The following is a 24,553-nucleotide window of genomic DNA, read 5'->3' as shown; positions in this document are numbered from 1 at the left end:
CTCCCAGACCTGCCGAATGGAGATGCCAGGTGGGGATACAACGCCGTATCGTTTTCGCTGAACCCTCCCACGCGCGCTTGCAGATCTCATGTTCGAGCCCGTGAGGGCTTTTTTCAGCCCCGGCCGGAATCAACTCTTCTTGGAAATAGCATTCTTTCTAGGCATGATGCGGCATGCGGCCAGCATTCGGATGCCGGGTGTTGCTAACTTATCGATTAGGCGATAGGGATATGGAAGTGACGGTAAGGGTGATGTCTAGCGGGCAGGAAGTTGACCGCATTACAGGCCCTCTCCAGATCGATGGGCGGCAGCTTGCCGTTGTCTACAGAGAGCGGCTGTGGCCAGTAGAGGACGGTTGCATTCACGTCGAAAACGAGATTGATATCTTGGGTCACGATCAGCGCCTCGATAGGGCTGAGTGGGGAGTGCTTGTCGCACATCTGGTGCCAAAGTCCCTTCCAGCGCGAAGAGAGGAGTGCTCTGAGCTTCTTCGCGCGCTTTTCAAAGATAACCTGCCTGATGGGGTTGTGCGCGCAGTTTCTTCCCTTGCGTTCGTGGGGCTAGAGCAGGACGCACGCGAGCTGCTAGTGGATTTCCTGTGCGAGAAACACGACTCCATAAGTTTAAGCAGACAGCTGCAGACCCGATTACTTTGCAGCGAAATATCAAGCGCTGTTGCATGTTCAGTGAATTCAGTCCAAGCGTCTGGTACCTCTGAGTCAGATATAGAAGTTGATTCAATTGCCGAAGATGAAAGTCTGCAGGGTTGGGACTGGACGGCAACAGACGAGATACAGATTCCCGAAATAGACGATATGGACCTGAGGGCCGTTGCGGGCCAAATTCAGGGAGCTATCGGCACCTATCGCCCTCTGGAAAAGGGCACAGTTACTCCAAGTTTAGTCGGGCCTTTTGACAGCACTCTTTGGAATGAAGAATCCATCCTTCCTACGCCTGCAAGTACAAGATCGCCTGAAGAGAGGGTGCTTGTAGAGCGCACCGGCAAGCTCGGCACGGTAGCCCTAGATCTCCTGCGATACTTTGCAGACAATCCGGGAGATCGAGCTGCTCACGCGGAACTCGTGTTGGGGTATCACGTGACGGATATCAATAAAATTCTATCGGGATCTCTGAACCAGTATCTGAGAAAAAACCAATCAGGTGGGTGGGTGTGCCATCCGTGGGTTGCAGGCGTATTGCTCGTTTTGGATGAGGCCTTGTGAGGGCGTTAATCTCCGTTGCCCTCGAGTGCGGCTACTCCAGAGTCTTCAGGCGCTCGAGCAGTGTGCGCAATGCCTCCTCGGGATTTTTGAGCTCACATTCCCATACTGTAAAAACGCACCATCCGTTGCTGCCCAGCTCCTGCATTACCTTACGATCTCTATCCGCATTAGATTCTAGTTTTTCTGTCCAGAAATCGACGCGTGTTTTTGGCAATACTGCGTACTTGCAGCCGGTATGGCGATGCCAAAAACACCCGTGCACAAAAATGCAGACTTTCAGTCGAGGCAGTACAATATCCGGTTTTCCTGGCAGGTCCCTGCGATGCAGTCGGAAGCGGTAACCATGTGCATGCAGAAATCGCCTGACAGCCAGTTCCGGTTTGGTGTCCTTTCCCCTGATTCCGGACATCATTCGGGATCTCGTGACGCGGTCAACTACATCCATTTCGTACTTTCTCAAAATAGCGTGGTTTCATGAGTCGTACCTATCCCATTCAGGTTGTGGATCTCTTTGCTGGCCCCGGAGGTCTAGGGGAGGGCTTTTCCTCTCATTCGGACATTAACGGTGACACCTTCGAGATCAAGGTATCGGCCGAAATGGAGGTTTCCGCGCGTTCCACTCTCCGGCTCAGGGCCTTCTATCGTCTGCTGAAGAGTGAACAACCCGAAGCCCTCGAGGATTACTATAACTTTTGTGAAACGGCAGATGTTCCTGAACCCTACACGGCCAAGAGTCTTGAGGCTTGGAGGCATGCCGACAACGAAGCACAGTTGCTGGAACTGGGTACCGAAGCGGGCAACACCGGACTCGACAAAATGCTGGCAAGCCGTCTCGATGAAACTAGGCCATGGGTTCTCATTGGGGGACCTCCATGTCAAGCCTATTCAATAGTAGGTCGAGCCAGAAATCGTGGGAAGGTGGATTATCGTGCAGAAAATGATCACAGACATTTCCTCTATCGCGAGTACCTGAGAATCATTCAGAAAAAGAGGCCTGCAGTTTTCGTGATGGAAAACGTGAAAGGCATTCTTTCATCACAGGTCGCTGGCGAGCCGATGTTTCCCCAGATTTTGCGAGACCTTGCAGACCCGGATGCGGCGTTTGGAGAAAGCGATAATGGTCCTAAGTACAGAATCTGTTCTCTCGTCGCCGATGACATCTACGAAAGTGGAGCGGATCCGGACAGCATCGAACCAAGCAACTACATCATTCGGGCTGAGGAGTACGGCGTTCCCCAAGCCAGGCATCGAGTGATACTTCTCGGGGTTTCGGAGGAGTACCTAGATGCACTTGGCGATCACAAGCTGTCCCCTGTTTCGGGGCCAACAATAGATCAGATAATTGGTTGTCTGCCGCCGTTGCGCAGCACCCTTACCAAGCTGAAAGACTCTCCCGATGCGTGGGCGGACATAGTGCGTCAGCATTTGAAGGAACTGAATCATGAGTGCGTTCAGCTAGTAAGTGAGACACCTGAAAGACTTGCGCTGGCAACCAGGCTTGGCATTCTTGCCAGCAGTTATGACGGTCGCGACTTGAACGCTGGCGGCCTGCGGGTACTGAAAAAAAACGCCCGTAATGGAGTGACGGGAACCCTTCTCGATGGCTGGCTGCATGACCCGAGACTGAAGTACTGGCTTAATCACGAGGCTAGGGGGCACATGAGCTCCGATCTGCGCAGGTATGTTTACGCTGCCGCTTTTGCCGAGACTTACAGGGACTCGCCCAAGGGGCATCAGGATTTCAACCTTCCCGGGCTGGCGCCGGATCACAAGAACTGGACAAGCGGAAAGTTTAGTGACCGTTTTCGTGTCCAGAGAGCAGGTATTCCTTCCACGACAATAACTAGCCACATTGCTAAGGATGGTCACTATTTTATTCATTACGACCCTAGGCAGTGCCGAAGTTTGACTGTTCGCGAGGCTGCAAGACTGCAGACTTTTCCCGACAACTACTTTTTCTTGGGCAACAGAACACAACAGTTCCATCAAGTGGGTAATGCGGTTCCGCCGCTTTTGGCTCGGCAGATTGCAGATATTGTTGCCCGGATCGTTCGAAGCGGAAAAAACGCGAAGTAGATTTTAACCCACCACCGCAGGCACGACAGGGAGCGTTATTTTGTCGCACACATTCAAGAGCCGAAATGCTCCGCCCAAGGCCAGTGCAATGGTCGAGGCTTTGCGAGGGCTGGGTTACAACACGCAGACAGCATTGTCTGACATCATTGACAACAGCGTTGCAGCAGGCGCCTCGGAAGTCAGAATCGAGTTCGTCTGGGCTCAGACAGAGAGTCGAATTACCTGCTTGGACAACGGCGCCGGAATGTCGGCTGCCGGACTTGATCTGGCCATGAGGCTTGGTGAGCGCAACCCTCTTGAAGAGAGAGCAACGTCTGATCTTGGTCGCTTTGGGCTGGGTCTCAAGACGGCGTCTTTTTCACAGTGCCGCAGACTAACCATGGCGACTATTGGCGTGGATGGCATGCAAGCTCTGCGCTGGGACCTTGACTATCTTGCAAACAGCTCCGATGGCGGCTGGCATCTGCTGGAGGGGCCCCATCCCGGCTCTGAAGGGTATGTAGTGCCGCTTTCTGAAGCCGGTCGCGGGACTCTGGTCCTGTGGGAGGAGCTGGATCGGATCGTTACTCCGGGAAGTACTGTTCAGGACTTTTTGAACCTGGCCGACAAGGTCGAGCAGCATCTTGGAATGGTGTTCCACAGGTATCTAGAAGGAACCCGACCACGTCTCAGAATTCTGCTCAACGGACAGCTAGTAAAACCCTGGGATCCCTTCATGGCGGACCATCCGGGAAAACCCTACAACCCTCCCGTATTCAAGCACCCAACACTCAAGGGGATTGAAGCCGAATGCCATGTTTTGCCGCACAAGGACATGCTCTCTGGCGAGGATTTTGAAGTGCTGGGTGGCCCTGAAGGCTGGACGGCCCAGCAGGGGTTTTATGTTTACCGCAACGAGCGCCTTCTCGTTGCAGGCAGTTGGCTGGGGCTGGGGACCGGTAGGTCTTGGACAAAGGACGAAGCTCACCGGTTGGCAAGAATTCGTCTGGATATACCCAACTCTTCAGACGCCGACTGGAAGATCGACATCCGCAAGTCCACAGCCAGACCCCCTGTCTATCTTCGAGACTGGCTGACCCGTCTTGCCGAAGCTACGCGTGGACGTGCGCGCCGAGCCTTCGCCCACAGAGGCCGGCCCACTTTGCTTGGAAATAAACAGGTTGCCGAAGCCTGGAAGGTCGAGCGCCTCGCCAGTGGAATACGATACCGAATAGACAGTGACCACCCCGCGATACGAGACGTACTGGATGATGCGGGAGGGCTGCTTCCGCAGATCAGAGCGATGTTGCGGGTCATAGAGGAGACGGTCCCTGTTCAGAGAATATGGATCGATACGGCGGAGAATAGGGATACGCCCTGCACAGGCTTTGAGAAGACCCCGTCGAGTGAGGTCAATGAGGTCTTGATGGTCATGTACCGCAGTATGATCGAGAAGAAAGGATATTCCGCTTCTTCTGCCAGGGAGCAGCTTCGGACAACGGAGCCTTTCCATGCTTTTCCTTCATTGGTGGATGCCCTGCCCGACAATTTTTAAGGAGCTGCGACGAATGTCCGAAGACAACAAATGGAGTGTGGTTAAGTTTGTTCAAGAGATGATTGTGGACGAGCAGGGCAAGTTGGCGATTACCCCTGCACTCATTTCGCAAAAAATCGACATGGTCCTTAAGATCATGCCCAGCAAGGGCGAGGGGTTGGATCGCGAGGCCGTCACTGATGAGCTCATAAGAAGGTTCAGTATCTGGGTTGGCAAGGACTCCTCTCTTGTCGACATGGCCGGGCATGTCCCCTGGCTGACCAGCGAGGTCAAGAAGGAGTGGCGTTACTGGCGCCGGTACAGAGAGTGGCAGGAAAAGAAGCTGCCATGGAGTGCTGTGGAAGCACTCGATGAAACCACCGACAATGTTCTTTCTATGCTGGAGGATCCTGGGCGTGAAGGCCCTTGGGATCGTCGAGGCATGGTTGTCGGCCACGTGCAGTCCGGCAAGACCGGGAACTATACGGGGCTTATCTGCAAGGCGGCGGATGCTGGATACAAAATCATTATCGTGCTGGCAGGGCTTCACAACAACCTGCGCTCCCAGACTCAGATGCGACTGGATGAGGGGTTTCTTGGCTATGAAACCAGCCCCATAGAGGGAGAGGGAAACGTAGCCATCGGAGTTGGAAAAATTGACCCCTCTCCTGCGTTGCGTCCCCAGTACGTTACCAACAGGACCGAGACTGGGGACTTCAACACCAAGTTTGTTAGAAATCTTGGTGTCTCGCCGGAACAGAAACCGTGGTTGTTCGTCGTCAAGAAGAACAAGACGGTTCTGCAGCGTCTGCTGAAATGGATTCACAAGCATGTTGCAGAAACGACGGATCCGGAAACCGGTCGTCCACTGGTAACCCATCTCCCTCTGCTGATCGTTGATGACGAAGCGGATCATGCATCGGTGGATACCGGTGAGAAGGTTGTAGACGAAAACGGACAGCCCGATCTCGAACATGAACCCACGGCTATTAACAGCCTGATTCGCCAGATACTGCACTCCTTCTCGAGAAAGGCCTATATCGGTTATACGGCCACTCCGTTTGCAAACATCTATATCCACGAGCAGGGAGAGACGGTAAAGGAAGGGCCCGATCTGTTCCCGGCAGCATTCATCACCAATCTGTCCGCGCCATCCAGCTATATCGGCCCGTCAAGGGTGTTCGGACTGGCGGGGGAGAATGGACGCATCGGCACTCTCGATCTGGTTCGTCCAGTCATGGATCACTGCTCCACTGACGGAAAGGGCGGCTGGATGCCTGTCGGGCACAAAAGCAGTTATGTGCCTTCCGACGTCATTCCTCCTTCGCTGGTCGAGGCAATACAAGCATTCATACTGGCATGCACCATTCGTCAACTGCGGGGGCAGGGGGCCGAACACAGCTCGATGCTAGTACACGTCACGCGATTCAACTTGGTTCAGCAGCATGTACACGGGCAAGTTCGCAGTTACATCATGCAGTTGAAGCAGCGGCTCAGGAGGCGCATCGACCATGAAGGCGTTCTGGCCGAACTCTGCAGCCTGTGGGATAGAGACATCCGGACGACAAGCCACGAAATTGAAAAGCAAGTGGGAGAGGGCTCTCGGTGCAAAGCTGACGACTGGCTCGAGATAGAGCGAGCGTTGCCTGATCTGCTTGAGCAGATCGATGTGCGCATGATCAATGGTACTGCAAAGGATGCGCTGGACTATGTAGATAGCGCTACTGGGCTGAAGGTCATTGCAATTGGAGGAGACAAGCTGGCCCGAGGACTTACGCTTGAAGGCCTGTGTGTTAGCTATTTTCTTCGGGCTTCCAAAATGTACGACACGCTGATGCAGATGGGACGGTGGTTCGGCTATCGGCCAGGTTACTTGGACTTATGTCGCCTCTACACCACGCCGGATCTGGTTGAATGGTTCGAGCACATTGCCGACGCAGCGGAAGAGTTGAGAGCCGAATTCGACTTCATGAGAGATAGCGGGCTGACACCACGTCAGTATGGCCTCAAGGTCGTTTCTCACCCGGTGTTGATGGTGACCTCACCCCTGAAAATGAGGACCGCCAAAACACTGTATCTGTCTTTCAGTGGGGACATTGTCGAGACGGTCAGCTTCTTCAAGGAACCCACCCAGCTCGAACAGAATATCGCGGCTTTCAACTCTCTTGTAAGTACCATGGGCAAGGGATCATCGATCCCTCCCCAGAGCCGAAACGGTCGGAGCGATAGTTGGAGCGGGGTTAGCTGGAATGGTATTCCGGCACAGCCCGTCGTCGACTTTCTGAGGGCGTATCAGACGCACCCAGACTCCCGAAAAGTGAGAAGTGACCTGCTTGCGAACTTCATTGAGGAGGTGAACCGGTCAGGAGAGCTTACCTCCTGGACAGTTGCCGTTATCGGGGGAGGGGTTGCCGGCACCGAGGATGTTGCAGGCTTTGCGGTAAAGCGAATGCAGCGAATAAACAGGTCTCAAGAGGCTGACCACAAGTACTCGATCGGTCGTCTGCTTTCTCCTAAGGATGAAGCCCTGGACCTTGATGAGTCGTCGTGGAATGCCGCTCTTGAGTGGACTCGGACGGACTGGAAGCCCGACCCCGGTCGTTCCAGAGGCAAGGAGTTGCCCGAGAGGCCAAGCGGACCTTATATCAGACGTGTTCGTGGTCAGGGACGTGGTCAAGTAGCCCCGCATCCCGAAAGAGGGCTTTTGCTTATGTACCTTCTTGACCCAGAGGACTCTAATGTCTCGGGAGTTGATCTGCCTGTCGTCGCATTCGCAATCAGCTTTCCATCCAGCAATGCGGGCAAATCTGTGCCCTATGTCGTCACTAACCTCATGTGGGAGCAGCAACAGTAATGGCGGCAGTGAGTAGTTCCGAGTTGCTTGGTATCTGGCGGGCCCTCCCCGGCAACGCGTCGGCTCCGGGATGGCGGTCGATTGATCTGTTTCAGAGAGCAACAATCAGGATCAAGGCAGCCAGGCATGCGCCGGGCAATGAGGAGGCTGTTCTGGTCGGTTTTGCGAACTGCAGGATGGCGCCGACCTCACAATTGCCTCAGGGGCAGGGATTTCGCATTGAAAGGGTCGGGCTGGGGGAGGCCGCAGGTGATTACCATTGGCTCGCAATTGTCCGTCAACCTGAAGGCAGCCTGGAGCTGTTTGCAGCTGTTGTCTCTGATGTATGCGGACTACTGGAGTCCGCCAATGACTGTCCCGAAGAACTTGTGTATCAGCGACTGCTTGGAAGAGTGCGCGGGTGGCAGGAATTTATGCGAAAAGGACGGGAAGGGCTGGGGCCCGAAGCCGAGTTGGGGCTTGTGGGTGAGCTCTGTCTGCTGCGTAAACTGCTTGATGAAGGCGTGCTGCTTTTCTCCGCTGTACAAGGGTGGAAAGGACCACTCGATGGGCTTCATGACTTTCAAATTGGTACGGGGGCGATAGAGGTCAAGTCCACAATGGCAACGGAAGGCTTTCCGGTGAGGATCGCCTCCCTGGATCAACTCGACGAATCCCAATGTCCCCCACTCTTCCTTGCAGCACTTCGCTTCGGATCGACGGACTCTGGAATGTCACTTCCCGAGTCTGTGGCGGATTTGCGCTGTCTGCTGGAGCCTGATGCCGCAGCGACCAGGCTTTTCGAGCAGGCACTTCATCAGGCGGGGTATCTGGACATGCAGGCAGAGAACTACAGTCGTCGCTTTTCGCTCAGCGAGTTAAGGGTGCATCTCGTTGATGGGGAGTTTCCGAGGCTGACTCCTTTCGGCATCCCAACAGCCATTCGCCGAGCGCAGTACGAGCTCGACCTTGCATTAATACTCGCCGATAACCATCCCTTGGCGGATGTGCTTGAGCAACTTGGAGTCGTTTGATGGAACTTGTGGATTTTCTGCGGGACACGCAGGCATCGATTCGAGAAGAAATTGTGAAGGATGTTGCACCGGGGGAAGCTCCTGTGCCTGCAGAGGCCCTATTTACTGAACATGTGATGACGCATATGGCCGACGAGGGAATAACCTTTGAGCCTACGGTCTGCCACTACGGTGCTAAGGTCGGATCTTACAAGGTCAAAATCAGTGGCTATTCTGTCTCGGACACAACCGACGAACAGGGGAATCCCGATCGACTGGATCTGTTCGTGAGTCTCTATAAGGGGCTTGAGGACATTGAAGACATCCCGGACCCTGAAATTGGCAGAGCGGCGAAGCAAGGTCTGCACTTTCTCAAATTTTGCGCCACGGGCAAGCTTTCAGAAGAGCTTGATGAAACCAACGAGGCGTATCCGCTTGTCACAGAAGTTGAACGTATATTCAAAACTCTGGATAGCATCCGGATTTTCGTAATTACCGATGGTCAGGTTAAGACAAGGAACTATGCGCCCCAAGATATCGAGGGCAAGCAGGTACGCCTTGAAGTCATGGATATTCACCGTCTGTTCAACCATTGGCAGCAGGGCCGACCACGGGATGAGCTAGTGGTCAACTTTCAGGACCTTTGCGGTACAGCATTGCCGAGTGTATGGGTTCCCGGTGCTGGTGACGACGAATACGATTATGCCCTGACTGCAATACCCGGTGAGGCTCTGCGCTTTCTCTACGAGAAGTACGGGCCGCGCATTCTCGAAGCAAACGTGCGTTCGTTTCTGGGTGTTGGCAGCAGAGGTGTAAACAAGGGGATCCGGGACAGTTTGCGGAACAATCCGGACCGTTTCATGGCCTACAACAATGGCATCGTTGTTGTAGCCGATGCTGCGAAGCTGGATCGTACCGCTGATGGTTCGACGGGTATTTTGTGGCTTCAGGGTATGCAAATCGTCAACGGGGGGCAGACGACAGCATCCATCTATTTCGCCAAGAAAAAAAATCCCGACATAGATCTGAGCAACGTCCGAGTTCCTGCGAAGATCATTGTGCTTCGAAATGGTCAGGGAAATGACGAGGAACTGATTTCTAACATTTCTCGCTATGCCAATAGCCAGAACGTCGTAAAACAATCCGATCTTTCCGCAAACAAGCCATTTCATCGCGAGCTAGAAAAGCTTTCAATGCGCACATACTGCCCGGATGGTGTGGGACGCTGGTTCTATGAGCGATCCGCTGGTAGTTATAAGGTGATGCTAGAAAAAGAAGCGACAACAGTTGTTCAAAAGAAAAAGCTGCAGATAGCCATCCCACCCTATCGCAAGATCACCAAACCGGATCTGGCGAAATTTCTGTTTACATGGGAGCAGAAACCACACGTGGTAGGGTTAGGCAGTCAGAAGAACTTTCAGGCCTTTATGGATGAGTTGGGAGAGCGGGAGAATACCGGAGAGGACGTGATTCCGGATCAGAAGAAGTTTAAGGACATGATTGCACAGGCCATTTTGTTCAAGTCCGCTCAGAAGGTAATCAGACCTCTATTTCCTGCATTTCAGGGCAATATAACGGTTTACACTATTTCCGTTCTTGCACTCAAGCTGGGACAAAACTTTGATTTTGATAGAGTCTGGCAGGAGCAGGGCATTTCACCCCAACTGCAAAGACAGCTGGCAACCTGGGCGTATGAGGTGAATGAAGCGCTTCATCGTGGTGCTGACGGGAAGATGATTTCGGAATGGGCCAAGAAGCTTGAGTGCTGGTGGCAAGTCAGAGATTTCAGGTATTCGGAAGCGGCGACTGATATTCCCGAAATATCCTGAATGACTCAATGCAAGTTTCGGGCGGAACTATCTGCTGCTTCCTCTGCCTCGTCACGGTCTTCGTAGGTATTGATGAGTTTCATGGAAACCTTAGGATCACAGCAATGAGTGCGTGTAGTGGAGCCTTGGACTATAGATCAAATAGACATTTTGTAGTGGTCAAATGAAACCGGACACCCATTTAGGCGAGAATGCTCGCCATATCGAGGTGTCAGATGACCAAACAACGCCGTGTCTTTTCCGCTGAATTCAAACGCGAGGCTGCTGACCTCGTACTCAAGCAAAATTACAGCTTCATCGAAGCCAGTCGCTCACTCGGCATTGGCGAGTCGGCTCTGCGCCGTTGGGTTGGCCAGCTTCAGCAGGAACGCACAGGCGTCACCCCGCAGAGCAAAGCGTTGACCCCAGAGCAGCAAAAAATCCAGGAGCTGGAAGTTCGAATCGCTCGTCTCGAACGAGAGAAATCGATACTAAAAAAGGCTACCGCGCTCTTGATGTCGGAAGATCTCGAGCGTACGTGCTGATTCATCAGCTAAGCGCCCACGAACCCGTTGAAAGCTTGTGCGAGGTGTTCGAAGTCACCCGTTCGACTTACTACGCTCATCGCCTCAGAAGGTTGACCCCGAGCGTTGAGCGCATTCGTTTACGCAGTCGCGTTAACGAACTGTTCACCCAAAGTCGAAGCGCTGCTGGCAGCCGCAGTATCGTGTCGATGATGCAGGAAGATGGCGAGCAAATTGGTCGCTTCAAGGTGCGTGGGTTGATGCGGGAGCTAGGGTTAATCAGCAAGCAACCGGGCTCTCATGCCTACAAAAAAGCAACGGTCGAGCGGCCTGATATTCCAAACACACTGAATCGTGAGTTTGATGTTCCCGAGCCAAACAAGGTTTGGTGCGGTGATATCACCTACATCTGGGCGCAAGGTAAATGGCATTACCTGGCTGTGGTTATGGATCTCTATGCTCGCCGGATAGTGGGCTGGGCGTTGTCAGGAAACCCGGATGCTGACTTGGTCACCAAAGCGCTGGATATGGCCTATGAGAACGCGGGAAGCCTCAAGTATTGCTGTTCCATTCAGATCAGGGGTCGCAATATGGAAGTCGCCACTTCCGTCAGCGTTTGTGGCGGTACCGCATCAGCCAGAGCATGAGTCGCCGGGGTAATTGCTACGACAATTCGCCGATGGAACGTGTATTTCGGAGTTTGAAAACCGAGTGGATACCTTCGGTGGGTTACATGTCGGTTCAGCAGGCGCAAAAGGACATCAGCCATTATTTGATGCATCGCTACAACTGGATACGGCCTCATACATTCAATGGCGGGCTAACGCCCGCTCAGGCCGAGAAAAAACTTAACGTCGTGTCCGGGGTTAGTTGACCACTACAATCACCATCTTCATAGGTGCCGGGTTCGACCAGGTTTTCGACTTGTTTCGGATTCAGCTTACCCATTAGATTTCCCCTGTCTCCGTTTTATCCCCCCACCTGTCCCCCCACTTCATCGTCGGATGAGATCGAATGGCTTTGAACACCATCGGACAGGGGAATGCTTAGAACCCCCGGAATAGCTACGCTATCAGGAAGATTCTCGGATGGGATAGGATTATTTCGGACAATTAAAAAGCCGGCTTGTGGCCGGCTTCTCGGGGGAGGATGTGGTTTATTTTTGGTAAACCGTACCCACCTTCAATGTGGACATCCAGCGCAAAGGCATGTGGATGTGGACGCAGAGGCGTGTGGCCGTCTGGTCGTGCGAACCGCTCGCAGCGGTTGCAAAGTGTGCGGCGCAGCATACTCAACTTCGCGAAGGTTTCCCAGCTAAAACCGGTCCGGGTTTTCCGGCAGTGCGGGTGGTCCTTCAGTTGTCTTCAAGCGTGTGTGGCACGGCGGGCCTGCGGGTGTTGAGGGTCGACCACCAAAATACCCAGCCCAATATGCGGATATTCAAAGCCTGGATCTGTTCGGCCGAGTAGCTTTCGTCCGGGTATTCACTGAGGTTGTGGCTGCGCAGGCGCAGCCCTTCACCCGGCAGGCGGTACGCGTATTTGATGCGCAACATGCCGTCCTGTTCGAGGGCGTAAATTTCGCCGTCGACGATGTGCGTGAGGCTGGTGTCGATGGCCAGGGTAGAACCGCTCTGTATTTTGTGCGTCATGCTGTTGCCAATCATGGGGACGCAAATGGCGTGTTCCGGATTCACCTCCGCAGCCTGCAAGATCGAGTGGTCAAGGCGCACGTGGTGGTTGGGAATTTCCATGACGCGTGTTCCGGCCCCATCGGGCGCTAACACTTCGTTATAGAACGCGATGCAGACATCGCTGGTGTCGGGTGACACGGCGGATTTGAGGGGCATGGGTTGCGCTTCTGCTGATGCACGCGGTTCAGGCGCGCTTGGGCCTTTGGGGTGTTTTAAACCTTCACCCGTACGCAGCCAGCGACTGTTCACACACAAAAGCTCAGCGATTTCGTCAAGCCGAGCCATGGGGATGCCGCGCTTGAACCAGTTGTTGACGTGCTGCGGCGTAACGCGGCGATTGGCAGCGAAGTCCGAAGCGGATAAATGGCACTCCCTTAAGAGGAGTCTTAGACGATCACCGGATGTATTCATGCTGGCGGAGTTTACGGAGAAGAAGTCGCCGTTTAAATAAACTAAACGTTCAAAAAAGCACGTAAGAATCAGACGGATCGCCCATTTCTAGAGGCTTTTCCTACGTTTAATGTGCGACTCATTTGTACGGGGTGAACACGCTGTTTTAACGTGTTTAAGCGGGCATAAAAAACCCCGGAAGACCGGGGTTTTCAAGTGTAGGCACTTGCCGAAGCCAGTGATTCAACACTTAGCCTTTGTAGGCAGCAACCGATTTGGTGATCTCGGCGCGAGCGGCTTCAGCGTCGCCCCAGCCTTCGATTTTCACCCATTTGCCTTTTTCGAGGTCTTTGTAGTTCTCGAAGAAGTGCTGGATCTGCTGGATCAGCAGAGGTGGCAGGTCGGTGTACTCTTTAACGTCCACGTACAGCTGGGACAGCTTGTCGTGAGGCACTGCAACCACTTTGGCATCGCCGCCGCCGTCGTCAGTCATGTGCAGGATGCCGACCGGGCGAGCACGGATAACCGAACCGGGTGCAACCGGGTAAGGGGTCACGACCAGCACGTCGAGCGGGTCACCGTCGTCGGCCAGGGTGTTCGGGATAAAGCCGTAGTTGGCCGGGTAGAACATCGGGGTGGCCATGAAGCGGTCAACGAACAGGCAATCGCTGTCTTTGTCGATTTCATATTTGATCGGCGCGTGGTTAGCCGGAATCTCGATAGCGACGTAGATGTCATTCGGCAGGTCTTTGCCAGCCGGAATCTTGCTGTAGCTCATTGGGCGGTGCCCCCGTTAGTAGGCCAGTTTGCTTGGCCGATTTGGCCAAAAAGTGGCGGCGATTATAGGCGTATTCCTGCAACGACGTCACGCTTGGGCGATCAGTGCTGTGCGCGGTATCCGACATGTTCACGCTGAAGCATTTGTAAGCGGGTCAATGGATCCTGACGATAAAACAGGCTCAGTTGCTGGTAAACCCGCGGGTAGGCCTGATGCAGCAGATCGGGGGCGCTGAAGAAATACTCGCTGATGACAGCAAAGAACTCCGCCGGGTTTTCGGCCGCATACGGGTCGATGGGCGCGTGATCGGGGTTGTGGTGATCGAGGTAATGGTTGAGGTGGTCGTAGGCCGCTTGCATGGCGTGGGACCAGTCGCTGACGTTCATGCTGCTGTGCAGGGGCGGCATGCCATTGGCGGCGCCGTTGAGCATGTCGAGTTTGTGTGCCAGCTCATGAATCACCAGGTTGTAACCTTCCCAGCCACCGCTCGATAGCACGCCCGGCCAGGCCAGCACCACCGGGCCATGCTCCCAGGCTTCGCCGCTGTGATGCCCTTCCCATTCGTGCTCCACACCACTGGCGTCGCGGTGACGCTGCGGGCTGACGAAATCGTCGGGGTAGAGCACGATTTCGTGAAAGCCCTGATACCAGTCCAGCTCACCCAGGTTCAGCAGCGGCAATTGCGCTTGCGCGGCCAGCAGCAGCCGGCCGACCTCGGTGAGTTCAACCCCGGGCATCGGCGTCAGGTGTTTGTCCTGCAAGAACAGCACGCTGTGCTCTCGCAGCCAGGTGTCTTGTTTGTCATCCAGACCATCGAGGATGCTCAGGTGTTGGCGCACCTCATGCCAGGCATCCGGGGCGACCGGGTGCTGGGCAAGTATCCTCTGGCGTCTCCATTCGCTCAGTGACCACATGGGCTTGTCTCGATCAGGCTTTGGAAGGGGTGCGCCCCAGACGGCTGCGCACCACACCGACAATCATCGGCACCAGTGACAGCAGGATGATGCCCACCACCAGCAGCGACAGGTTTTTCTTGATGAACGGTACATTGCCGAAGAAGTAACCCAGGGTCACCAGGCCGCCAACCCACAGGATGGTGCCGAATACGCTAAAGCCGAAAAAGCGCGGGTAGGGCATGCGTGCCACACCGGCAACAAACGGAGCGAAGGTTCGGATGATCGGCAGGAAGCGCGCCATGGTCACGGTTTTACCACCGTGGCGGTCATAGAAGTCGTGGGTTTTTTGCAGATAATCGCGACGGAAAATCTTGGAGTTCGGGTTACTGAACAGCCGCTCGCCTGCCGTTCGTCCGATGACATAGTTGGTGCTGTCTCCCAAAATCGCGGCCAGCATCAGCAAACCACCGAGCAGCACCGGGTCCATGCCACCCCCCGCGGCCACAGCGCCTGCGATAAATAGCAACGAATCACCCGGCAAAAACGGCATGACCACCAGGCCGGTTTCGCAAAAAATCACCAGGAACAGGATGGCGTAGATCCACACTCCGTAATCTCTAACCAGCATGTCGAGGTACACATCGAGGTGCAGGATGATGTCGATCGGGTTGAAATCCATGTAAAGCACCTGTGTTGATGACCCGGCTCAGCAGGTCTGTGCGGGGAAAAAGGTAATGAACTACAGAGGGTGTAGTTTTTTCGTACATTTTGAACCGGACGGATTATACGGATTGAAGCAACTTCTGCTTCTAGAGTTTGTAGCGAAGCGTGTATTGGGGACAGATTTTTTTTGAGGCCCCGTAGCGACTGTCGATGCCCGCTTTGCGCGGCTCGACAGTGACTATAGGTCAACAGGGTAGCGACAAATCGCCGGATTTATTGATCGCTGAGTAGGAAATTTTGGCGGGGCGTGTCCGTTTCCACTGTCTGAACCTGCGCTTCGTCCTTCAAGTTCACGCCTGACAGCTGCCGACGGCAGGCTTCACGCATCAGATACGCCAGCCGATGAGCGGCCATGCCGTAGCTGAGCCCTTCGAGCCGCACGTTGGAAATACAGTTGCGGTAGGCGTCGGTCAGCCCGACCTTGGGCGCGTAGGTGAAATACAGGCCCAGGCTGTCCGGCGAGCTGAGCCCCGGCCGTTCGCCAATCAGCATCACCACCATTTTGGCGCCGAGCAGCTCGCCGATTTCATCCGCCACCGCCACCCGGCCTTGTTCCACCAGCACCACCGGCGACATCGACCAGCCATCGCTGGCGATGTGCTCCTCCATGCGTGCCAGAAAAGGCAAGGTGTGCCGGTGGACTGCCAGCGCGGAAAGTCCGTCCGCCACCACCACCGCCACGTCGACGCCGCCGGGGTTGGCGTGCGTGTAATCGCGCAAAATCTGCGCTGACGTGTCGTGAAGCTTGCGCCCTAGGTCAGGGCGTTGCAGATAGCTGTGACGATCGGCCGCCGCGCTGTGCAGCAACAGACTGTCACGGCCACGCTCGCTCAGTTGAGCGCTCAAGCTCGCATGATCGAATGGCAAATGCACCGCATCGCGCGCTTGCGCGTGAGCAAACTGGAAGTCCAGCTGGGCGTGGGTCGGCAGGCTGGTGCCGGTGCGGCCCAGCGCAATGCGTGCAGGCGTCAGGTGGCGCAGTGCCAGCCAAGGGTTTGTGCTGTCGTTGGGTGTGTGGGCCATGTTCAACGACCTCCCAAATGGGCCAGCGCCTGGCGGAATGCCGGTGGCAGTTGATGCCCGAATTCGATGCGGCCATCGCGCTGGGTGAAAATACCGACCTTGCTCAGCCATTGCTCAAATTCGGGCGCGGGTTTGAGGCCCAGCGTCTTGCGCGCATACAGGGCGTCATGGAACGAGGTGGTCTGGTAGTTGAGCATGATGTCGTCCGAGCCCGGAATGCCCATGATGAAGTTGATCCCGGCCACGCCGAGCAAGGTCAACAGGGTGTCCATGTCGTCCTGATCCGCTTCGGCGTGGTTGGTGTAGCAGATGTCACACCCCATCGGCACCCCGAGCAGCTTGCCGCAGAAATGGTCCTCAAGTCCGGCGCGGATAATCTGCTTACCGTTGTACAGGTACTCGGGGCCGATGAAGCCGACCACGGTGTTGACCAAAAACGGTTTGAAATGCCGCGCCACCGCATAGGCGCGGGTTTCGCAGGTTTGTTGATCGACGCCCGCGTGCGCGTTGGCCGACAGTGCGCTGCCCTGGCCTGTCTCGAAATACATCAGGTTGTTACCCAATGTGCCGCGATTGAGGCTCAACCCGGCGTCATAGCCTTCTTGCAGGATATTCAGGTTGATGCCGAAACTGGCGTTGGCCGCCTCGGTGCCAGCAATGGACTGAAACACCAGATCCAGCGGCACGCCGCGGTTGATCGCTTCAATAGAGGTGGTGACGTGGGTCAGCACGCAGGATTGAGTGGGGATCTCATAGCGCTGAATGATCGCGTCCAGCATCTTCAGCAGGTCGCAGATCGAGGCAATGCTGTCGGTGGCCGGGTTGATGCCAATCATGGCATCGCCATTGCCGTAAAGCAGGCCGTCGAGAATGCTCGCGGCGATCCCGGCCGGGTCATCGGTGGGGTGGTTGGGTTGCAGCCGTGTTGACAGGCGGCCGTGCAGGCCCAGCGTGCCGCGAAAGCGGGTGATGACGCGGATCTTCTGCGCCACCAGAATCAGGTCCTGAACGCGCATGATCTTCGACACGGCGGCTGCCATTTCCGGCATCAGCCCCGGCGCAAGGGCGCGCAAGCTGTGTTCATCGGCGGCGTCGCTGAGCAGCCAGTCACGAAACCCGCCGACGGTCAGGTGGCTGACCCCGCTGAAAGCCTGGGCGTCGTGGCTGTCGATAATCAGCCGCGTGACCTCATCGGTCTCGTAAGGAATCAGCGCTTCGTGCAGGAAATGCGTGAGCGGGATGTCGGCCAGTGCCATTTGTGCCGCGACCCGCTCGCCATCGTTTTGCGCGGCCACGCCCGCCAGGAAATCGCCGGAGCGTGCCGGGCTGGCCTTGGCCATCACCTCTTTGAGGCTGTCAAAGCGGTAAGTCTGCGTACCTACCGCATGGGAAAACGTTGCCATACAGGGTGCTCCTTGACGCCAGACGCGGGGCGTCTGGCGGGCTACTCAGCGATCAGTGCAAGGTTTCTTCGGCTTTCTGGATGGCCGCGAATTCCTCTTCAGGTGTACCGGCGACCAAGTGATGCCGACTGTAGAACGCAAAGTAGGCAATTAATACGCCATAGATCACGGCCGCACCAATCACCACGCGCGGATCGACCAGGAAACCGGCGACCACCGCCACGCACGCCAGCACCAGTGCGACGCCGGAGGTGAAAATCCCGCCCGGTGTGCGGTACGGACGCTCCATTTTGGGGCGACGAATGCGCAGGGTGATGTGCGCGGCCATCATCAACACGTAGGAAATGGTCGCCCCGAACACGGCCACCAGAATCAGCAGATCGCCTTGTCCGGTGAGTGACAGGCCAAACCCGATGATGCCGGGGATGATCAGGGCCAGTACCGGCGCCTTGCTTTTGTTGGTTTCGGACAGTTTGCGTGGCAGATAGCCTGCACGGGACAGGGCGAAGATCTGACGCGAATAGGCGTAGATGATCGAGAAGAAACTGGCGATCAAACCGGCCAGCCCGACCAGATTGACGAAACCGCCCATCCAGGTGGAACCGCCATAGGACTTGCTCAAGGCTTCCACCAGCGGGTTGCCCGAAGCCATCAAATGATGCGCCCCGGCACCGCCCGGCCCGATGACCAGGATCATCAGCGCGAACGTCACCAGCACCAGCATGGCGCCGATCAGGCCGCGCGGCAGGTCGCGTTTGGGGTTTTTGGTTTCTTCGGCGGCCAGCGGCACGCCTTCGACGGCGAGGAAAAACCAGATCGCATACGGGATGGCGGCCCACACGCCCACATAACCGAACGGCAGGAACGGGCTGGCGCCTTTGGCCTCGGTCACCGGGATGTCCAGCAGGTTGGCAACGCTGAAGTGCGGCACCATCGACACCAGAAACACGCCCAGGGCAATGGCGGCCACGGCGGTAATGATGAACATCAGCTTGAGCGCTTCACCGACCCCAAAAATGTGGATGCCGATGAAGATGATGTAAAACGCCAGATAGATCATCCAGCCGCCAATCCCGAACAGCGACTCGCAATAAGCGCCGATAAACACGGCAATGGCGGCCGGGGCGATGGCGTACTCGATGAGGATTGCCGTGCCGGTCAGGAACCCGCCCCACGGGCCGAATGCACTGCGGGCAAAGCCGTAGCCGCCGCCCGCTGTGGGGATCATTGACGACAACTCGGCCAGCGAGAAACACATGCACAAGTACATGGTGGCCATCAGTAAGGTGGCGAGGAACATACCGCCCCAGCCGCCTTGGGCCAGACCGAAGTTCCAGCCGGCATAGTCGCCGGAGATCACATACGCCACGCCCAGTCCTACCAGCAGGACCCAGCCGGCGGCGCCTTTTTTCAGTTCGCGTTGTTGAAAGTAATCGGAGCCGACTTTTTCGAAGTCGACCGAAGAGGGTGCCGCTGCGGCGGCGATGGGTTCGCTAGGCATGTGCATTCACCTGTTCTTTATTGTTTGGAAAATTTGACAGGGTGTGAAGCAAGAGAAGGGCCAATCTGCAAGTCTGCAGGAGCGAGGCTCGCTCGCTCCTGCAAATCAGGCCGTTAGAAGAAGCCCAACGGGTTGATGTCGTAACTCACCAGCAGGTTTTTGGTCTGCTGATAATGGTCGAGCATCATCTTGTGGGTTTCACGGCCAACGCCGGACTTCTTGTAGCCACCGAACGCGGCGTGTGCCGGGTAGAGGTGATAGCAGTTGGTCCAGACGCGGCCTGCCTTGATCGCCCGGCCCATGCGGTAGGCGCGGTTGATGTCGCGGGTCCACAGCCCGGCTCCCAGGCCGAACTCGGTGTCATTGGCGATGGCCAGCGCTTCGGCTTCGTCCTTGAAGGTGGTGATGCTGACCACCGGGCCAAAGATTTCTTCCTGGAACACGCGCATTTTGTTGGTGCCCTTGAGCAGGGTCGGCTGGATGTAATAGCCAGTGGCCAGATCCCCTTCGAGTTTGGCCATAGCGCCACCGGTCAGCAATTGCGCGCCTTCGTTTTTGGCGATTTCAAGGTAGGACAGGATCTTGTCAAATTGCTGCTCGGACGCTTGTGCGCCGACCATGGTGTCGGTGTCCAACGGGTCACCACGCTTGATCGCCTCGACTTTCTTCATCACGACTTTCATGAACTCGTCGTAGATCGACTCTTGCACCAGTGCGCGCGACGGGCAGGTGCAAACTTCGCCCTGGTTGAAGAACGCCAGCACCAGGCCTTCAGCGGCTTTCTCAATGAAGGAGGGTTCGGCCTGCATGATGTCTTCGAAGAAGATGTTTGGCGATTTGCCGCCTAATTCAACGGTCGAAGGAATGATGTTTTCAGCGGCACATTTCATGATGTGCGCGCCCACGGGGGTCGAGCCGGTGAACGCGATTTTGGCAATGCGCTTGCTGGTGGCCAACGCTTCGCCTGCTTCCTTGCCGAAGCCTTGCACCACGTTCAGCACGCCCGGCGGCAGCAGGTCGCCAATCAGCTCCATCAGCACGCTGATGCTCAGCGGTGTTTGTTCGGCAGGCTTGAGCACGATGCAGTTACCGGCTGCCAGCGCCGGGGCGAGTTTCCAGGCGGCCATCAGCAGCGGGAAGTTCCACGGGATGATCTGCCCGACCACGCCCAGCGGTTCGTGGATGTGGTAGGCCACGGTGTTGCCGTCAATTTCGGCGGCGCTGCCTTCCTGGGCGCGGATGCACCCGGCGTAGTACCGGAAGTGGTCGGCTGCCAGCGGCACGTCGGCGTTCAGGGTTTCGCGCACGGCCTTGCCGTTGTCCCAGGTTTCGGTGACGGCCAGCAGTTCAAGGTTTTGTTCGATGCGGTCGGCGATTTTCAGCAACACCAGCGAGCGCGCTTGCACCGACGTCGCGCCCCACGCATCCGCGGCGGCGTGGGCGGCGTCGAGGGCTTTTTCGATGTCTTCTGCGGTCGAGCGCGGGAACTGGGCAATGGGTTTGCCGTTTACCGGTGAGGTATTAGTGAAATATTGACCTTTGACGGGAGCCACGAATTCGCCGCCGATGTAGTTACCGTATTGGCTCTTGAACGAGACGATCGAGCCTTCAGTACCGGGTTGTGCATAACGCATGGTGAATGTCTCCTGGCTTTTTTGTGCTTATGGGAGGACGCGCTCGGGCGCTGCCCTAAGCCGGAGCAAAGGCCGGGCCAGATTCCGTTGAGTGCTCTAAAACGGGGCTATCGGGCGCTCCCGTCATGGCACGGGACGTCTGTCTGTGACACGGCTGGTACAGTCGGGGTGACACTGTGTGCCAAAAACGGTACAGCGCATGACCAGTCAGTCAGATGGCGATTGCAATGCTTTGGACGCAAGAGGATGCTGGGGGCTCGGTTTGGACTGGTACTCGGGCGCAGCACGTGGGGCATTTGCCCTGTACACGCCGAGACCGCCGAGACAGAGCGGAGAATAATAAAAATGCACAGTGCAGATATCAGTCGGCACGCCCGACAAGTCATCGATGTCACGCAGGGCCGTCCTCAGGGATGCGACCCGTCCATCGTTCGCTCCTGGCAACGCTGCCTGGAGGATTATCACCTCGACCCCGCACACACCGTCGCCCCGACGGTGCTGGAACACGGCCGCATCCTGGAAGGGCGCGAGCGTTTGCAGCAGGTGTTGCACATTGCCACTCACGAAATGAACAGCCTGCATCAACAATTATCGGGCGCTGGTCATGCTGTCCTGCTGACCGATGCCCGGGGCGTGATCCTGAACTGCGTGACCGCACCCACAGAGCGCACGGTGTTCGAACGCGCAGGGTTATGGCTGGGGGCTGACTGGAGTGAAGCCCGTGAAGGCACCAACGGTATCGGCACGTGCCTGGTGGAGCGACAGGCGCTGACCATTCATCAGGACGAGCACTTTCGCGGCCGTCACACCGGCCTGACCTGTTCGGCCAGCCCGGTGTTTGACCCGCAGGGCGAGTTGCTGGCCGTGCTGGACGTGTCCTCGGCCCGTCACGACGTGTCGCGCCAGAGCCAGTTCCACACCATGGCGCTGGTCAACTTGTCAGCGAAAATCATCGAAAGCAGTTACTTCTTGCGTCATTTTGAAGACCAATGGCTGCTGCGTTTTCACCTCCAGGCGCAGTCAGTAGGGCTTTTCAGCGAAGGCATGCTGGCGTTCGATGGCGAGGGCGTGATTGTTGCGGTCAACCAGAGCGCCTTGAACCTGTTGGGTCATGTGCGCGGCGGGTTGGTGGGGCAACTCATCGATCAGGTATTTGATTGCCCGCGCGACGAACTCTTCGCCCGCGCCAGCCCGCAGGCCAGCGCCAGTTGGCCGCTTTGCACCCGCGATGGTCGCTATTTATTCGCCGCATTGCGGGGCCTGGCGCGCGCTCAACCCGCGCCAGTCAGCGTTCAACCTGACCCCGCACCCGCGCGCCTGAGCGGGATCTGCCTGGGCGACGACGCGTTGCACACCGATTTTCGCCGGGCGCTGCGGGTCTTCGAGCGCGACGTACCGTTGTTGGTCAATGGTGAAACCGGCTCGGGCAAAGAAGCCTTCGCCAAAGCGGTGCATCTGGCCAGCTTGCGCACCGACCAACCCTTTGTGGCGCTCAACTGCGCGGCGATTCCTGAAAGCCTGATTGAAAGTGAATTGTTCGGCTATCGCGGCGGCAGTTTTACCGGTGCCCGCAAGGAAGGCATGCAGGGCAAGTTGCAACAGGCCGATGGCGGAACGTTGTTTCTTGATGAGATCGGCGACATGCCGCTGGCCATGCAGACCCGTTTGCTGCGTGTGCTGGAAGACCGTCTGGTGGTGCCGATCGGTGGCGAGCCGCAAGCCGTCAACGTGCGCATCATCAGCGCCACCCATCGCAATTTGCTGGAACGCGTGGAGCAGGGCAGCTTTCGCGAAGACTTGTACTACCGGCTCAACGGGCTGGAAATTGCCTTGCCCGCCTTGCGTGATCGCAGTGACAAGTCGCAGCTGCTCGATTTTCTGCTGGCGCAGGAGGCGGGGCCGGAGCGGTTGGAGATCGACCCTCAGGCCCGTCAGGCGCTGCTTGATTTCAGTTGGCCGGGCAACGTCCGCCAATTGCGTAACGTGTTGCGTACCTTGGCGGCGTTATGTGAAGACGGGCGTATCAGGTTGCAGGACCTGCCCGCCAATCTGCGCAAGGCGCTACCCAAAGAACCTGAGGCGTCTGAACACCCGCTCGATGAAGCCGAGAAAATGGCCTTGCTGATGGCGCTGGAGTTGCATCGCTGGCACATGACGCATACCGCCCTGCAACTGGGGGTCAGCCGCAATACGCTGTACAGAAAGCTGCGCAAGCATGGGATTGAGCGCTGAAGGCCAAAGTGCTCGTTTTGCATGAGCGAGCACTTTTAGGGTGTATTGAATGGGTTGTTGTTTTACCTCATTCTAAGTTCTCGATTGATAACAGCTGGCAAGTGTTTGGCAGAGGGTAGTTTGATCAATGTGATGTGGGGGTGGATCTTGTTCTTTAATACAATGTCATCATTTTTTTCAATGAGTTTAATAAGGTTTTTGTAAGTTGGATTCTTGGAGAGGGTGGCAAAAGTGAAGTGTTGGTCAATGCCATGAATTTTGTCTTTTGGGTTTTTTAAATACACGGCAACGACGCTTCCGGTTTTTCTTTTGGCCCGTGAGAGTGCAAGTTTATTAGCATAGACTCTAGCGACCTCTGGTTTGCGAGTGACATAGAAGCCACGGCCAAATACTTCTCTGCCGCTGCGTGTGGGTACATAGTTGTTATGTAAACCCTGGCTTATCAGTTGGTTTATTTGCTCGTTGCTAGCTCCGTGGTAACCAATAAGCACGCTGCCGTCCTCTAAAACTTGCTCTACCGGTTCGCTGGTTTTTTTGCTAGCGCCTTTGAATGCTTTGAAAAAAGAACGGAAAAAATGACTGATGGCATTGGTTGCTTCAGGGTCAATAAGGTTTATTGGATCTCCTGTGCAGTAGGTGTACCTGTTAATGCCGCCTCTCTCAAATGGGCTTAGAAGATCGGGTGAATTAAATCTCATCAATACAGGGTTGTATGCCCTGCGCCCCCTACCCAGTAAATAGTGGCCGGTTACAACGTCTTGACGTTCCCCGGTGTAGCCCAGTAGAGAAACTGAATTGATGTTGTCAGGGCTAAAGCCATACGCCGTGTAGGCGTGCTGCTCGTGGTCAAGTTCGGCTCTTGCTACGAGAGGGGAGTTTTGGGCGTCACAAGCGAGTAGTACAGTGTCTTTGATTCCGTTGTGCGCACGGTGCTGTGCTATCACTCTGTTTTCGCCCATTACTCTCATTAGCGTAGAACTTGTAGAGCCTTGAACTTCCGTCGCAAGCCTATTATCGGCATACAGGTATGTCGTAGTGCTGGGTTCGGATGGAAACGATTGGGTGAGTAATCGATTCAATGGGTCATAGCGATACTGACACACAACAGCTTTATGTGAATTCTTCATGCGGCCCACCTCCTTGTTTTTCCCTTCTGATTGTCCAAGGTTGACTAGGTTAACGGTACTAGCAGAAGTGATAGGTCTATCACGCCGAGAGGGGGCGGAGGGATTGAAAAACTGTCGAAGCGCTTTTTCTGCAGGGCCCGTTCAGCTAGTGAGTGCGAAAAAC

Annotated in this window: 17 protein-coding genes and 1 pseudogene; 8 read left to right on the top strand and 10 right to left on the bottom strand. The window is 55.9% G+C overall.

The window, feature by feature from the left end:
* Positions 1-230: 230 nt before the first annotated feature.
* On the top strand, positions 231-1,223 hold the full coding sequence (locus tag BKD70_RS08195; RefSeq protein ID WP_047277761.1) for a hypothetical protein: 993 nt from the start codon (positions 231-233) through the stop codon (positions 1,221-1,223).
* A gap of 31 nt (positions 1,224-1,254) precedes the next feature.
* Here BKD70_RS08195 and BKD70_RS08190 read toward each other — a convergent pair whose 3' ends face one another.
* The gene (locus BKD70_RS08190) at positions 1,255-1,668 is read right to left on the bottom strand and encodes a very short patch repair endonuclease (protein ID WP_047277759.1); all 414 of its coding nucleotides are present in this window, start codon (positions 1,666-1,668) and stop codon (positions 1,255-1,257) included.
* A gap of 29 nt (positions 1,669-1,697) precedes the next feature.
* Between BKD70_RS08190 and BKD70_RS08185 the strand changes: the two genes are divergently transcribed.
* The 6 genes and pseudogenes from BKD70_RS08185 (at position 1,698) to BKD70_RS24150 (ending at position 11,864) form a co-directional block, all read left to right on the top strand.
* Positions 1,698-3,299, top strand: coding sequence for a DNA cytosine methyltransferase (locus BKD70_RS08185; protein WP_047277757.1), 1,602 nt, complete (start codon positions 1,698-1,700; stop codon positions 3,297-3,299).
* An 88-nt stretch (positions 3,300-3,387) separates the two neighbouring features.
* Positions 3,388-4,833 carry an ATP-binding protein gene (locus tag BKD70_RS08180; protein ID WP_047277755.1) on the top strand — a complete coding sequence of 482 codons (1,446 nt, stop codon included), beginning with the start codon at positions 3,388-3,390 and terminating at the stop codon, positions 4,831-4,833.
* A 13-nt stretch (positions 4,834-4,846) separates the two neighbouring features.
* Positions 4,847-7,666, top strand: a complete 2,820-nt coding sequence (locus tag BKD70_RS08175) for a Z1 domain-containing protein (protein WP_047277751.1) — start codon at positions 4,847-4,849, stop codon at positions 7,664-7,666.
* A complete protein-coding gene (locus BKD70_RS08170) occupies positions 7,666-8,679 on the top strand; it encodes a PD-(D/E)XK motif protein (RefSeq protein ID WP_047277749.1) in 1,014 nt (337 codons plus the stop codon). The genes BKD70_RS08175 and BKD70_RS08170 overlap by 1 nt, the downstream gene beginning before the upstream one ends.
* Positions 8,679-10,487 (top strand): AIPR family protein, encoded by a 1,809-nt coding sequence (locus BKD70_RS08165; protein ID WP_047277746.1) that lies wholly within the window; start codon positions 8,679-8,681, stop codon positions 10,485-10,487. Before BKD70_RS08170 ends, BKD70_RS08165 begins: the two co-directional genes overlap by 1 nt.
* A 215-nt stretch (positions 10,488-10,702) precedes the next feature.
* Positions 10,703-11,864: pseudogene (locus BKD70_RS24150) on the top strand (IS3 family transposase).
* Between the two features lie 480 nt (positions 11,865-12,344).
* On the opposite strand, the gene BKD70_RS08150 reads toward BKD70_RS24150, so the two are convergent.
* The 8 genes from BKD70_RS08150 to BKD70_RS08115 form a co-directional block, all read right to left on the bottom strand.
* Positions 12,345-13,094 carry an XRE family transcriptional regulator gene (locus BKD70_RS08150; protein ID WP_047273479.1) on the bottom strand — a complete coding sequence of 250 codons (750 nt, stop codon included), beginning with the start codon at positions 13,092-13,094 and terminating at the stop codon, positions 12,345-12,347.
* A 229-nt stretch (positions 13,095-13,323) separates the two neighbouring features.
* The gene (ppa, locus tag BKD70_RS08145; protein WP_016779241.1) at positions 13,324-13,851 is read right to left on the bottom strand and encodes an inorganic diphosphatase; all 528 of its coding nucleotides are present in this window, start codon (positions 13,849-13,851) and stop codon (positions 13,324-13,326) included.
* Positions 13,852-13,952: 101 nt separating this feature from the next.
* Positions 13,953-14,765, bottom strand: a complete 813-nt coding sequence (locus tag BKD70_RS08140; protein ID WP_047273480.1) for a zinc-dependent peptidase — start codon at positions 14,763-14,765, stop codon at positions 13,953-13,955.
* 13 nt (positions 14,766-14,778) lie between these two features.
* A complete protein-coding gene (locus BKD70_RS08135; protein ID WP_047273481.1) occupies positions 14,779-15,426 on the bottom strand; it encodes a DedA family protein in 648 nt (215 codons plus the stop codon).
* Positions 15,427-15,683: 257 nt separating this feature from the next.
* Positions 15,684-16,499 (bottom strand): ethanolamine ammonia-lyase subunit EutC, encoded by an 816-nt coding sequence (gene eutC / locus BKD70_RS08130; protein ID WP_162199725.1) that lies wholly within the window; start codon positions 16,497-16,499, stop codon positions 15,684-15,686.
* Positions 16,496-17,896 carry an ethanolamine ammonia-lyase subunit EutB gene (locus tag BKD70_RS08125; RefSeq protein ID WP_047273483.1) on the bottom strand — a complete coding sequence of 467 codons (1,401 nt, stop codon included), beginning with the start codon at positions 17,894-17,896 and terminating at the stop codon, positions 16,496-16,498. The genes eutC and BKD70_RS08125 overlap by 4 nt, the downstream gene beginning before the upstream one ends.
* A gap of 52 nt (positions 17,897-17,948) precedes the next feature.
* Complete coding sequence (gene eat, locus BKD70_RS08120) at positions 17,949-19,397, bottom strand: ethanolamine permease (RefSeq protein ID WP_047274251.1); 1,449 nt, start codon at positions 19,395-19,397, stop codon at positions 17,949-17,951.
* A gap of 113 nt (positions 19,398-19,510) precedes the next feature.
* Positions 19,511-21,031, bottom strand: a complete 1,521-nt coding sequence (locus BKD70_RS08115) for an aldehyde dehydrogenase family protein (protein ID WP_047273484.1) — start codon at positions 21,029-21,031, stop codon at positions 19,511-19,513.
* Between the two features lie 345 nt (positions 21,032-21,376).
* Here BKD70_RS08115 and BKD70_RS08110 point away from each other — a divergent pair, with 345 nt between their 5' ends.
* On the top strand, positions 21,377-23,263 hold the full coding sequence (locus tag BKD70_RS08110; RefSeq protein WP_047273485.1) for a sigma-54-dependent Fis family transcriptional regulator: 1,887 nt from the start codon (positions 21,377-21,379) through the stop codon (positions 23,261-23,263).
* Between the two features lie 62 nt (positions 23,264-23,325).
* Here the strand turns inward: BKD70_RS08110 and BKD70_RS08105 are convergent, their stop codons facing one another.
* The gene (locus tag BKD70_RS08105) at positions 23,326-24,390 is read right to left on the bottom strand and encodes an RHS repeat-associated core domain-containing protein (RefSeq protein WP_080960304.1); all 1,065 of its coding nucleotides are present in this window, start codon (positions 24,388-24,390) and stop codon (positions 23,326-23,328) included.
* Between the last annotated feature and the right edge of the window lie 163 nt (positions 24,391-24,553).

It is taken from the genome of Pseudomonas sp. BS-2016, from assembly GCF_001806145.1.
Taxonomy (GTDB): domain Bacteria; phylum Pseudomonadota; class Gammaproteobacteria; order Pseudomonadales; family Pseudomonadaceae; genus Aquipseudomonas; species Aquipseudomonas lundensis.
This window is presented reverse-complemented; position numbering and strand designations above follow the sequence as displayed.